The organism is Rhizobium sp. N324 (assembly GCF_001664485.1).
In the GTDB taxonomy this organism is placed as follows: domain Bacteria; phylum Pseudomonadota; class Alphaproteobacteria; order Rhizobiales; family Rhizobiaceae; genus Rhizobium.
In genome coordinates, this window is sequence record NZ_CP013635.1 from 478,804 (window position 1) to 491,583 (window position 12,780).

The 12,780-nt window shown below is 62.2% G+C and carries 10 protein-coding genes; 5 read left to right on the plus strand and 5 right to left on the minus strand.

The window, feature by feature from the left end; translation table 11 throughout:
* Window positions 1–92: 92 nt before the first annotated feature.
* Window positions 93–791, plus strand: a complete 699-nt coding sequence (locus tag AMK05_RS32135; protein WP_064844650.1) for an aspartate/glutamate racemase family protein — start codon at window positions 93–95, stop codon at window positions 789–791.
* A 93-nt stretch (window positions 792–884) separates the two neighbouring features.
* Here AMK05_RS32135 and AMK05_RS32140 read toward each other — a convergent pair whose 3' ends face one another.
* The 3 genes from AMK05_RS32140 to AMK05_RS32150 form a co-directional block, all read right to left on the minus strand.
* On the minus strand, window positions 885–3,422 hold the full coding sequence (locus tag AMK05_RS32140) for a methyl-accepting chemotaxis protein (RefSeq protein WP_064844652.1): 2,538 nt from the start codon (window positions 3,420–3,422) through the stop codon (window positions 885–887).
* 221 nt (window positions 3,423–3,643) lie between these two features.
* Complete coding sequence (putA, locus tag AMK05_RS32145) at window positions 3,644–7,351, minus strand: trifunctional transcriptional regulator/proline dehydrogenase/L-glutamate gamma-semialdehyde dehydrogenase (RefSeq protein ID WP_064844653.1); 3,708 nt, start codon at window positions 7,349–7,351, stop codon at window positions 3,644–3,646.
* Window positions 7,352–7,379: 28 nt separating this feature from the next.
* Window positions 7,380–7,586: a hypothetical protein gene (locus AMK05_RS32150; RefSeq protein ID WP_064844657.1), complete on the minus strand. Its 207-nt coding sequence runs from the start codon at window positions 7,584–7,586 to the stop codon at window positions 7,380–7,382.
* Window positions 7,587–7,760: 174 nt separating this feature from the next.
* Between AMK05_RS32150 and AMK05_RS32155 the strand changes: the two genes are divergently transcribed.
* Entirely contained in the window at window positions 7,761–8,255 is a 495-nt protein-coding gene (locus AMK05_RS32155; RefSeq protein ID WP_064844659.1) for an Lrp/AsnC family transcriptional regulator, read from the plus strand.
* Window positions 8,256–8,267: 12 nt separating this feature from the next.
* Here the strand turns inward: AMK05_RS32155 and AMK05_RS32160 are convergent, their stop codons facing one another.
* A complete protein-coding gene (locus tag AMK05_RS32160) occupies window positions 8,268–8,648 on the minus strand; it encodes a winged helix-turn-helix transcriptional regulator (RefSeq protein ID WP_064844661.1) in 381 nt (126 codons plus the stop codon).
* A 154-nt stretch (window positions 8,649–8,802) separates the two neighbouring features.
* Between AMK05_RS32160 and AMK05_RS32165 the strand changes: the two genes are divergently transcribed.
* The 3 genes from AMK05_RS32165 to AMK05_RS32175 all read left to right on the plus strand — a co-directional run bounded on the left by AMK05_RS32165 (window position 8,803) and on the right by AMK05_RS32175 (window position 11,791).
* Window positions 8,803–9,195 (plus strand): DoxX family protein, encoded by a 393-nt coding sequence (locus tag AMK05_RS32165; RefSeq protein ID WP_064845025.1) that lies wholly within the window; start codon window positions 8,803–8,805, stop codon window positions 9,193–9,195.
* 36 nt (window positions 9,196–9,231) lie between these two features.
* Complete coding sequence (locus AMK05_RS32170; protein WP_064844663.1) at window positions 9,232–9,978, plus strand: SDR family NAD(P)-dependent oxidoreductase; 747 nt, start codon at window positions 9,232–9,234, stop codon at window positions 9,976–9,978.
* Window positions 9,979–10,138: 160 nt separating this feature from the next.
* The gene (locus AMK05_RS32175) at window positions 10,139–11,791 is read left to right on the plus strand and encodes an acyltransferase (protein ID WP_064845027.1); all 1,653 of its coding nucleotides are present in this window, start codon (window positions 10,139–10,141) and stop codon (window positions 11,789–11,791) included.
* Window positions 11,792–11,806: 15 nt separating this feature from the next.
* Here the strand turns inward: AMK05_RS32175 and AMK05_RS32180 are convergent, their stop codons facing one another.
* Window positions 11,807–12,694 carry a LysR substrate-binding domain-containing protein gene (locus AMK05_RS32180; RefSeq protein WP_064844665.1) on the minus strand — a complete coding sequence of 296 codons (888 nt, stop codon included), beginning with the start codon at window positions 12,692–12,694 and terminating at the stop codon, window positions 11,807–11,809.
* Window positions 12,695–12,780 lie beyond the last annotated feature (86 nt).

Below are 12,780 nucleotides of genomic sequence, written 5' to 3' on the forward strand. Positions count from 1 at the left end.
AGGGGAGCATTCGCACACCGGATCAGCTTGGCGAACTGATGCAAGTATCTCGTTCCGCCAACTCAGCTTCCAACACTTGGATGGAAAACCATATGTCAATTCAAACTGCGAGTGCCTCTGTCAGAAAGCTGGCTTTCATCCACACGGTGTCCGACCTTGTTTCCGAGTTCCGGGCCCTTGCTAAAGAACTTTTACCCGACTGGAAGCCGTTCGCGATCCTCGACGAGAGCCTGTTGAGAAATACCATTGAGCGCCGGTCGTTATCCCATCTGACGAAACGGAGGCTGGCCACCTACGTATGGTCCGCAGTCGACGCCGGGGCAGATGCGATTGTCGTCACATGCTCAACGCTTGGACCGGCGGTCGATGCCATTGCGCCGCTTTGTCCTAAGCCGCTGTTCCGTATTGACGAAGGCATGGCCAAAGCCGCTGTCGAGCACGGAAACCGCATAGGCGTCCTGGCGACATTATCCACAACGCTGGTGCCGACAGTAGATTTGCTCAGGCGCCAGGCATGCGAGCTGGGCAAAAATGTCGTGATCGATGATGTGCTTGTTCAGGAAGCGTTTCAATTCCTTACCGACGGGAACGTCGAAGCGCATGACGCGCAAATCCGTCGAGCGCTGGAAGAACTGTCGCAGAAGGTCGATGTGATCGTTTTTGCCCAAGCCTCAATGGCTCGTGCGGTGCAGGGCATCGACCACGGTCTTCCAGTTCTGACAAGCCCGGTACTTGGGATCGAGAACGTGAAACGGCGTTTGCTGCAGCCAAAGGACCAGTACGGAACCTAACGGCGGCGGGGTGCGGTAGAGGGGAAAATGGCACCTCGACCGGTCAGTGTCGACGACGCTTGATCACCATGGGGAGGTCTCCGAGGGCTTCCGTCAGGAGGCCACGGCCATCCGCACGATGCTGGCAGGCGAGACCCTGCGGCCGTCAGCAGTTTGAAAGTGGGAAATTCTTTCGTTCAATAGTTCCACCTGCTGCCGAAGCCGGTGAATTTCCGCGGTGTTTTCCTCGACCATGGCGGCGTTGTGCTGGGTGATGTGCTCGACGTCGCGAACGGCGTTGTTCACCTCGTCGATGCCCTTGTACTGCGTGGTCGTCGAGGCCGAGATGACCTGCACCAGGCCGTTGATCGAGGTGAAGTGCTCCATGATGGCAGAAAGCGCGTGGCCGGTTTCCTCGACGAGCGTGACGCCGGCGCCAACCTGCGATGCGCTGTTGGAGATGAGATCTTTGATCTCGCGGGCCGCCTTGGCGCAGCGCTGGGCAAGCTCGCGCACCTCCTGGGCGACGACGGCAAAACCTCTGCCGGCCTCTCCTGCGCGCGCCGCTTCCACGCCCGCATTCAGCGCCAGAAGATTGGTCTGGAAGGCGATTTCGTCGATCACGCCGATGATGCTGGTGACTTTCTCGGATGACCGGTTGATGGCGCCCATGGCGTCGACGGCTTTGGCGACGACGGCCGCGGAATGCTCCGCCTGGCGGTGGGCTTCCGCGACCGAAAGCGATGTCTGGCGGGCGTTTTCGGCGGTCGTCCGCACGCTGTCGGTCAGTTCGCCGAGCACCCGCGAGCTCTCCTCGAGTGCTGCGGCCTGCTGTTCCGTGCGCCGCGCCAGATCGTCGGCAGCGCCTGAAAGATTGGTGCTGCCCTCGGCGATCTCATAGGTGGTGTTGCGAACCTCGGCGAGCGTCAACCGCAGCGCATCGATGGCGTGATTGTAGGTTTGCGCCATGGCGACATAATCCGCGGCCAGATCCTCGCTCATCTCGGCGGCGAGGTTGCCGCTGGCAAGCTTGCCGAGCATGTCGGAGAGCGCGTTCAGGGCCTCACTCTGCTCCGCCTCGATGCGCGCCTGCTCGGCGGCGCGGCGGGACTGCTCCCGTTCGTCGCGCGCCCTGTTCGTCTCGGCGACCTCTTCCAGCCGGGTCTTCTCAAGCGCCTGGTCGCGGAAGACAGTCACCGAGCGGATCATGTCGCCGATCTCGTCGCCGCGCTTGCCGTCGCCGATCGGAACATTCAGATCGCCGTCGGCAAGCCGCATCATCGTCTGGGTAATCCGCTTCAGCGGCCCGCGCAGAGTTTCGATCAGCATGAGGCCGCCGATGATCGCAAGCACAGTGCCGGCGATCATCGCCGCGAGCGACATCGTCGCCGAGCGCTGGCTGATTTCCCTGCCGCTCTCCTGCGCCGTGCTGACAAACTGTTCCAGCGTGTGGCTTGCGTCGGCCACAAGCGCTGTCGCCGTCTCCTTGTCCGCGCGCCACCGGTCGGCAATCGATATCAGCAGCGACGTGTCCTTCTCGATCGTCGCAAGAGACGGTTCGATCTTCTTCGCAAGATCCTGCAGTGCGGCATTCTTCCCGCTCAGGGGGACAAGCTTTGCAGCGCTCTCGCGCAATGCCTTGAGATCGGCGAGAACCGCATCCCGCGACGCGGCATCCACCCGCCTGTTCAGTTCGCTGAGGTGCAGGCGCAGATCGTCGATCGATTTGAAGGCGGCATTGACGATCGCCACCATCGAACGAAGTGTCGATATGCTCGCGTCCATGCCGGTAAAACGCTCGATCGCCGTGTCCGCATTGCCGGAAGCGAGTTTTGCAAATTGCTCCTGAAGGCCCTGCAGATCCTGATCGACGGCAGCGTAAGCTTCGAGCGTCAGGTTGCTGTCCTTGGCCATGGGGGCGAGCTTGTCCAGGACGGGCTTCAGCGCAGCGATCTGGCTCTGGGCCTTGTCGGAGGCAAGCGCCCCGCTGTCGGCGACCTCTTTGACAAGCGGCGGCAGAAGGCTGCCGATAGCCTGGCCGAGCTTCTGAGGGTCGGCTGCCGCTGCGGTCGCCTTGCGCAGTTTCGCAATGCGTCCCGCGAGATTCTTATAGGCCGAGGCATCGAGAAGAAGCGCTCGGACGAAGGCCTCCTTGCCATTCGCCTGATCCTGGAGAACGTCGAGCTGTTTGCGCGCCGTCTGGCTTTCCTTAAACAGCCCGGCCACTGCGTCGTCGACCGCCTGTTCGGTATTGACGCGCTCCTGCGACACGGCCCAAAGCGCGTCGGCGCCGCCCTGCATCTTAGCCCCGAGTTCGCGCACCGCGGCGATCTGCTGCTTTTGCGCAGGATCGATCAGCATGGCATCGAGCGTTGCCGCGCCCTTCTGCTGATCGGAGATGCTGGCGATCAATCGATCGCGCGTGGCCGCACTGGGAAGATCGGTAAAGGCAGTCAGCGCAGATCGCAGCTGCTGAAAACTGGAAAGCGTATCGATCGTCTGCCGGGTCAGGGTCATCTGCCCGTTCAGCGTGCCGGCGGTGAAATAGCCGAAAAGACCGATGCCAGCGATCAGCACGATCAGCGGCACCACGAAGATGAGCACCTTCGTCACGATCCGCATACGCTGCAACAGTCGGTCAATCAACGCCATAAGGAAGCCCCCACCTCAGGAAATTGCCTGCTTCTCCGGCGCAACCACTCACATCGACATACAGCCACGGCGGTCATGTCGGAGTGACCACAATTGGCAGTCGTCGCGCCAGATCGTGACGATAGCCAGAACTCTTAAAAAAATGGTCAATAGTGTCGAGTTTTTCGGGACATGCGAAACGGCGACCGAGGGCGCATTTGCGCGCCCTCGTCTCGCTTTTCTCAGCCGATCGCCATCAGGCTGGCATTGCCGCCGGCAGCGGCGGTGTTGATCGACGTGGACACCTCCTCCAACAGCCAGTTGAGGCAATAGGCCTCGGGATCGCCGGCCAATTCCTCGCACGTCGCGGCCTGGACCAGGAGAAGCGGACCGGGCAGAGCAGCGATCTTCCGATTGACGGCCAGAACCCTGTCGCGATCGCCTTCGACGAGTGCGCCGGAGAACGGCCCGTCCTTTTCCCAATCCGACGTCCAGGAAACCCGGCCGGCGACAGACGCCGGCAATTCCGCCAGGACTGATTTCGCCAGCGAGCCGGCATCCACGACGACGTGGTTGCCGGTCGACAGGGCTGCGGCGATCTGGCGATGGAGCCCGCTTTCGGTCTGCGGCACGGCAAGAATGCGGCCGCGGGGATGGAGCGCGTAGAGATTGCGCTCGCCGACCGGACCGGTGAGTTCGCGTTCGAGCCCGAGCGCCGAGCGGCTCGCATAGCCGCGCGCCGCTTCGCCCTCGCCCGGCAAGCCCTTCTTGTCGAGCCAGACGATGTAGTCGCGAAGGGCAAGGTCCGTATGAACCGAATCCTGCTGCGGCGGCACCGGAGCACGCTGCACCAGCCGGCCGATATAGAGCGGACCGCCTGCCTTCGGACCGGTGCCCGAAAGGCCGCGGCCACCGAACGGCTGCACACCGACGACAGCGCCGATGATATTGCGGTTGACGTAGAGGTTGCCGGCCTTGATGCGGCTGGTCACATGCGCGATCGTTTCGTCAAGCCGGGTGTGAAGCCCGAAGGTCAGGCCGTAGCCCGATGCGTTGATGTCGTCGATCAGACGGTCGAGGCCGTTTCGCTTGAAGCGGACGACATGCAGGACCGGTCCGAAGATCTCCCTGGTCAGGTCCGACAGGGCCTTGATCTCGATGATCGTCGGCGGAACGAAGGTCCCCGCCGCGGCACTTTCGGGCAGCGGCAGTTGATCCACCTTGCGGCCGGCGCCGCGCATCTGCTCGATATGCTGGTCGATCTCGGCCTTTGCGCCATCATTGATGACAGGCCCGACATCGATGCTCAGCCGATCGGTGCGGCCGATCGTCAGCTCGCGGAAGGCGCCCTTCAGCATGTTGAGGGTCCGGTCGGCCACATCGTCCTGCAGGCAGAGAACGCGGAGCGCCGAGCAGCGCTGGCCGGCGCTGTCGAAGGCCGAGGCGATGACATCGGCCACCACCTGCTCGGCGAGAGCCGAGGAATCGACGATCATGCCGTTCTGTCCGCCGGTTTCGGCAATCAGCGGGATCGGCTTGCCTGATGAAGACAGCCGTTCGGCCAGTTGCGCCTGGATCATCCGAGCGACTTCGGTCGATCCGGTAAACATGACGCCTGCCGTTTCCGCAGCACCCACCATCCCGGCGCCGAGGCGGCCGCTGCCGGGCACGAACTGCAGGGCGGCCACTGGCACGCCCGCCTCATGGAGGATCTTGACGCTCTCCGAGGCGATGATCGGCGTGACGCCGGCGGGTTTGGCAAGAACGGGGTTGCCGGCCACCAGTGCGGCGGCCACCTGCCCGGTGAAAATCGCCAGCGGGAAATTCCACGGGCTGATGCAGACGATCGGGCCGAGGGGCGCATGGGACGGACCAAGCGTCTTGCGCGCCTGTTCGGCGTAATAGCGCAGGAAGTCGATCGCCTCACGCACCTCGCCGACGGCATTGGCGGCGGATTTGCCGGCCTCGCGCATGATGATGCCCATCAGCGTCCTGATGCGGGCCTGCATGATGTCGGCCGCCCGCTCCAGGCAAGCGGCACGCTCGGCTGGCGGCACCGCGGCCCATTGCGGCGCATGCTCGGCCGCCATCGCAACGATCCGGGCCGCCTCTTCGACCTTCAGCTCGGTGACCGTGCCGACAACGTCGCGGTTATCGGCAGGATTGAGGACGTCACGCGTCACCCCATCCGTCGAACCATCGGCAAGGATCGGAAGCGCGTGCCATGGGCTGGTAGCCGAGGCGGCGAGCGTCTCAGCCAGATCGGAAAGCGTCGTTTCGTTCGAGAGATCGAGACCGTCGGAATTGGCGCGGGCACTGCCGTAAAGCGCCTTCGGCAAGGCGATCTGCGCGTGGGGCGCGCCGACGACCGGCATGGCCGCGACGGTTTCGGCGGGATCAGCGATCAGCGCCTCGACCGAGACATTCGGATCGGAGATGCGGTGCACGAAGGAGGAATTGGCGCCGTTTTCCAGAAGGCGCCGCACCAGATAGGCGAGCAGCGTCTCATGCGTTCCGACAGGCGCATAGATGCGGCAGGGCCGATCGAGCTTTTCCTTGCCGACGACTTCGTCATAGAGTGGTTCGCCCATGCCATGCAGGCACTGGAACTCGTATTTGCCGACGGCGAAATCGGGACCGGCGAGATGATAGATCGTCGCCAGCGTCTGCGCATTGTGGCTGGCAAACTGCGGGAAGACGGCGTCGGGTGCGTTGAGCAGCTTGCGCGCGCAGGCGATATAGGCGACATCGGTATAAATCTTGCGGGTATAGACCGGATAATCGTCGAGACCGTCGAGCTGGGCGCGCTTGATCTCCGCATCCCAATAGGCGCCCTTGACAAGGCGCACCATGACCCGGCGCCCGGAACGGCGGGCGAGATCGATGACATAGTCGAGCACGAAGGGGCAGCGCTTGCCATAGGCCTGGACGACGAATCCAAGGCCGTTCCAGCCTGCGAGATCAGCGGCAAAGCAAAGCTCCTCCAGCAGATCGAGCGACAGCTCCAGCCGGTCGGCCTCTTCCGCATCGATATTGAGGCCGATATCGTAGGACTTGGCGAGAACGGCGAGCGCCTTGACCTTCGGCAGCAGCTCACCCATCACCCGGCCGGCCTGCGCCCTGACGTAACGGGGATGCAAGGCCGAAAGCTTGATCGAAATGCCAGGGCCGTCATAGATGCCGCGTCCGTCCGACGCCTTGCCGATGGCATGGATCGCCTTTTCGTAGTCCTTGAAATAACGTTCAGCGTCGGCAGCGGTCGTCGCAGCCTCGCCCAGCATGTCATAGGAATAGCGGAAGCCCCGCGCTTCGAGCGGCCGGGCGCGCTTCAGCGCCTCCTCGATCGTTTCGCCGGTGACGAACTGCTCGCCCATCATGCGCATCGCCATATCGACGCCGCGGCGGATGACCGGCTCGCCGGCGCGCGCAATCAGCCGCGTCAGCGCCGCCGACAGGCTGCGGTCGTTGACCGTCGAGGTCAGCTTGCCGGTGACGACGAGGCCCCAGGTGGCAGCGTTGACGAACATCGATTTGCCGCCGCCGATATGGGAGGTCCAGTTGCCCTCGGCGATCTTGTCGCGGATCAGCGCGTCGCGGGTGTCGGTATCGGGAATGCGCAGCAGCGCTTCGGCAAGGCACATCAGCGCCACGCCTTCCTGGCTGGACAGCGAATATTCCTGCACCAGCCCTTCGACGCCGGTGCCCTTATGCTTGGCGCGCAGCGCCTCGATCAGAGTGCGGGCGGTGCTGCGGATGTCATAACGTTTCGCCTCGGAAACGCGCGCGGCCGCAACGAGCGGCGGCAGGCATTCGGTTTCCGGACGGCGATAGGCTGCCGTGATCGCCTGGCGAAGGTCCGATTGCGGCCGGATCGGCGGGGCAAAGGCGGCGAAGGGCGCGCCGCCAGCGGGTTCTTGGGAGGAAGCGGGGTCGATCGCTGCGTTCAACATGGGAGTCCCTGATTAGTGAATGTTGCGTCTAACGGATAAATGGAACACCGGGCTCGTCGTCCCAGGTGTCACTATCCGTAAAAATCGGGCCGGAATATTCCGTCTCGTGAAGCGGACGCGCATGGGGCTTGTCGCGCTTGAGGGTGAATGCGGCTGCGACCGCTCTTATCGCCACCGGCCGGTAGTGAGCGAGCAGATCCGGTTTTTGATCGCCATCCGCTTTTCTTTCATGCATCTATGATCCCCCTTTTTTGCGCGTCGCGGCGACCGATTTCGGCAATGCGCCGAGCGGCCGCGCCCTTCCTCCGATTGCCGATGCATAATCTACCACAGCCGAAAATCGCGATCTCACTTGATTTCAACAGTTTTCAAGCTGTATGAACTTATAAATCGAGCACCGAGAGTTCAAATGGCCACAGAAACCGACATCTTTAGTGAATTGGACCAGTTCGACAGAAAGATCCTCGCCGCGCTCGCCGAGGACGGCAGACTGTCGATCACCGATCTCGCCGCGCGCGTCGGATTGTCGAAGACGCCGTGCCAGATCCGCTTCAAGCGGCTGATCAGTGACGGCTACATCGAAGGCTTCAAAGCCGTCCTCAACCCGTCGAAAATGCAGCTCGACCACATCGCCTTCGTCGAGGTGAAGCTTTCCGATACCCGCGAGGATGCGCTGAAAAGCTTCAACGACGCCATCAAGAAGATCCGGGAAGTCGAGGAGTGCCACATGATCGCCGGCCGGTTCGACTATCTCCTGAAGATCCGCACCCGCGACATCGGCCGCTACCGCCGCGTGCTGGGCGAACGCATCTCGACGCTGCCCCATGTTGCCAACACCTCGACCAATGTCGCGATGGAGACGATCAAGGAAGGCTGGGACAAATTCGGTTCGAGCCTTTCGTGAATGTGAAGCAGTTCAGCGATCTCTCGCTTTCCGGCCGCGTGCGCTCGGCTTTACCGGCACGCTTTTGCCGTACTCGTTCCACCATGCCGTCAAAGCATCCATCGTGGGGCCGAGGCCCCGCGCTTTTTGCGTGATCTCATATTCGACGCGCGGAGGAACCTCCGCGAATATGGTGCGGGATACCAAACCGTCCGCTTCGAGTTCGCGAAGTTGCGCCGTCAGCATGTGTTGGGTGATGCCGGGGATAGCCTTTCTCAATGCGCCGAACCGATAGATCCGCTGATTGAGCAGCCACATGATTTCCAGCTTCCATTTGCCGGAAAGCAGCGCGAAGGCTCGCCGCATCTCTTCATGCATATTGACTTCTTCTTCGCCCATAGTCTGCTTTTCCATACTAACAGCAAGTAAATCATCCTACTTGCAAATATAAATATTAGACGACATTTCTCTGCATGCACAGAGGAGCGCAGGAAAAGCGCCTCTCAAAACAAACCGACAGACTCGACGAGAGGAATGTTGCTGCGTGGGCAGCGGCAGGGATGAATTCATGCCTGAATATTACGTCTACTGGATCAGCACGGCACTTCTGTCCGCGCTCTACCTCGCCTCAGCCACCATCTATGTCGCCAAGCGAGACTGGGTTCGCCAGGTTCTGGCGGAACTCGGATACAAGGCTTCCTATCTCATTCCATTCATGATCGTCATCAAGGTTCTCGGCCCGGTCGCGATCCTTTCACGCGTCAGCATGCCGCTCAGCGATCTCGCCTATGCCGGCATCTTCTTCCACCTGCTGCTCTCGGGCCTCGCGCATATCGGCGTTCGAAAACCCGCTGGCGCCTTGCCCGCGGCGATCGGCTTGGCGCTGCTCGTCACCTCGTTCATGACGCAGAACGACGCCCGCATGGTCCCCTCCCCCTACGTTCACGCCGCTATGCGCTGACGTCCAATAACCCCAACCCCAATCAAGGAGATAGAGATGGGTCGACTCAATGGAAAAGTTGCCATCGTCACAGGCGCAAGCCGCGGCATTGGCCGCGCCACTGCAAAGCTCTTTGCCTCCGAAGGCGCAAAGGTCGCAATTCTCTCGCGAACATCAGAAGGCGTCGAACGTGTCGTCGCAGAGATCGTCGAAGCGGGCGGCGCGGCACTCGGCGTCATCTGCGACGTCGGAGAGACCGACCGGATCACGGCCGCGGTGGACAAGGTTGTCGCCGCATATGGCCGCATCGACATTCTCGTGAACAACGCTTTCGATGGTTCCGCGGTCTTGTCTTCGGTTGTCGACCTCTCGGTCGAGCAGTTGCAACGGAACTTCCACACCGGGCCGATCGCCTATCTGCGCTTCATGCAGGCTTGCTATCCTCACCTGAGGGAAAGCGGAGAAGGCCGTATCATCAACTTCGGCTCGATGGCGGCCACCAGCGGACTGGCCGGTTATGGCCCTTACAACATGGCCAAGGAGGCAGTGCGCGCGCTGACCCGCACGGCGGCACGCGAATGGGGGGCCGACAAGATCACGGTGAATAACGTCCTGCCGATCGCGGACACCTGGGGCGCTGCCGAAAAGGAGGTTCCTCCGCCAGCAAATGCCCTCGCTCGTTTCGGCTCGCCGGAAGAGGACATTGCGCCGGTCGTCCTGTTCCTTGCCAGCAAAGATTCGCAGTTCATCACCGGTTACAGCCTTACTCCGGACGGCGGCGCCATCATCGACAGCGCTCGGTAATGGCCGGTGATCTAGGGGCGCAACAGGTTGCGCCCCTTTGTCCAATCGACCGCTCGATCCGGTCTTGCTTTCGCACGAATCACACCATCTGATGCACTGCAAGGCAGGGTCGCTGACGCCAGACGGACGGTCGGCGGTCGACATCGATAGTGAGGAACAGATGGATCACGCCAACAGCCCGCAAGCATCGGCGAACGAGCAACGGGAAGCGCGGAGGCTTCAATTTCTTCCCTGGGAGCGCATCGCGGCAGATCTCGATCACCCCGCTCACCTCGCCCGCAAGGCAGAACTCAGGCGCTCATGCGGCGCCGAATTGGCCGACACGTCCTATATAGCCGAACAGGCCGCGATCTTCACCGAAAGCCTGACGGTGGGCGAGCGGTCCTGGATTGCGGGGCACGCGCTGGTTCGGGGTGATGTGATCCTCGGCGACGATTGCTCGATCAACCCCTATGCCTGCGTTTCCGGCAAGGTGACCTGCGGCAATGGGGTCCGGATCGCCTCGCATGCGTCGATCGTCGGCTTCAATCATGGCTTCGATGATCCTGATCGTCCCATCCATCGCCAGGGCGTCGTCAGCCTCGGCATTGTGATTGGCAATGATGTCTGGATCGGCGCCAATTGCGTGATCCTCGATGGCGTCACCATTGGAAGCGGCGCGGTGATCGCCGCCGGGGCTGTGGTCACGCAGGACATCCCCGCCTTGTCTATTGCCGGCGGCGTGCCGGCAAAGGTGCTGCGGCGCCGCGGTGCGGCGGCCAGGAAATCCGGCGCTGCGGATATCGAAGATCAGTTGCTCAGGCTTGGCCAGCAAGCGAAAGAGCAATGGCCGGACATTCTCGCACGCTGGAAAACACCTGAGGCCTATGAATCACTGGAAGCGGACGGCATCAGGCGACCGGCGATCCGGCATCTCTGCGATGCAATCGAGATCGCAGCCGGCTTCGGCCATATGCCGCCCGGGCTCGATCGGTCGGAGACCATCGACCTTCTCCAAGGTCTCCAGGACGAGGAGACGGGCCTTTTCCCGGAAGAGCATTCGCACGTGCATGGCCGGACGTTGAGGGAGGATCCGAAAGCGCTCTACAATGTGCTTTCGGTCGGCTATGCGCTTGAACTGCTCGGCTCCGGGCCACGGCATCCCTTCCCAGCGGCGCAACTCGATGCTGACGAGTTGGAGCACTGGTTAGGCGCCCTACCCTGGTCGAGCCGGGCATGGCACGCCGGCAGCGTGGTCGACGCCATCGGAACCGCCATCTATTTCAATGCCAAGTCTTTCGGCATCAGAGATTCGCGCCGGCTGCTCTTCGAGTGGCTGAGCCGCCATGCCAACAGAGTCTCGGGCCTATGGGGCGAACCGACGGCGCTCGAAGGGTGGCTCCAGCCGGTGAACGGCTTTTACCGTCTGACACGCGGCACCTACGCGCAGTTCGGCATGCCGCTCCCGCACCCGCACGCCGCGCTCGAAACGGTTCACCTCAATTACCGCAATCACAAGGGCTTCGCGGCTCAGAAATACAATGCCTGCAACCTACTCGACACGATCCATCCGTTGCTGTTGATTGCCCGGCAGACCGATTACCGGCGGGCCGATGGCGAGGCGATTGCCCGCAATCTCATTTCACGAGCCCCGGATAGATGGCGGGATGGCGAAGGATTCCCTTTCGCCGACGGTGGCGAACCGAGCTTGCAGGGCACGGAAATGTGGCTTTCGGTCATTCACCTGGCGGCCGATTTCCTCGGCCTGTCGGATCGCTTCGCCTTCGTGCCGAAGGGCGTGCACCGGACGGCAACTCCGGGGTTGGGCTTGTAGCTTTGGCCTTCTCCATCAACCGTGCAGCGATGCCGTCAGCCAGGCGGCGGCGAGATCGCGGGCGTTGCTGCGCTTGGCTTTGACGGGCACGATGACATTGTAACGGCCTTCGGCGGCAAGCTCGCTGCTGTCGACCTGCACCAGGGTTCCATCCTCCAGAAACGTGCCGACCAGCATGCGCCATCCCAGCGCGATCCCCTGCCCGGCACGGGCGGCGGCGATGGTTTCGGTATAGTGGTTGAACCGAAGCGATGGCTTGACTTCGATATTGGCGCCAATCAGCGAAACCCATTGCGACCAGTTGTACCAGGACCGATCGACAACGTCCGTTTCGATGAATTCCTCGGCCGAACCCAGCGGCCCATCTCCTCGGCGCCTGAGATAATCCGGAGAGCAGACGGGGGAAATGACGTCGCCGCGCGAGGCGATGACGGTGCCGTCGCTGAAGGGCGGCAGGCCGTAGCGGATCGCCACATCGACCTCTCCGCCGTCGAGCGCAATCGGGCTGTCCTGCGATATCACCCGCACCAGAATGCCGGGATTGGCCCGGCGGAATTCGGCAAGCCGCGGCAGCAGCCAGAACGAAGAGAAGGCGACGGTCGCGCCGATCGTCACCACGTCCTGGCTGCGCGACTGCATCGCCTCAACGCTTTCGGCGATATCGGCAAAGCTCTTTGCGAGCGTCGCTCCAAGGCTGATGCACGCCGCCGTCGGCTCGATCGCCCGGTGTTTGCGCACAAACAGCGCCTGGCCGAACTCCTCTTCCAGTAGCGCAATCTGCCTGCTGACCGCGGCCTGGGTGACGCCGAGCTCGGTTGCGGCCGTGGTGAAGCTTTTCCTGCGCAGCACCGCCTCCAGGGTCACCAGCGCCGTCAGCGACGGAAGCCGTCTTCGAAATTGCATCGTGATGGCCTTTTCACATGAGAAAAGATTATGCGAACGTGATTTTTTATGCCGTTGAAAGCCCGATGCTGCAAGAGCAATCTAGG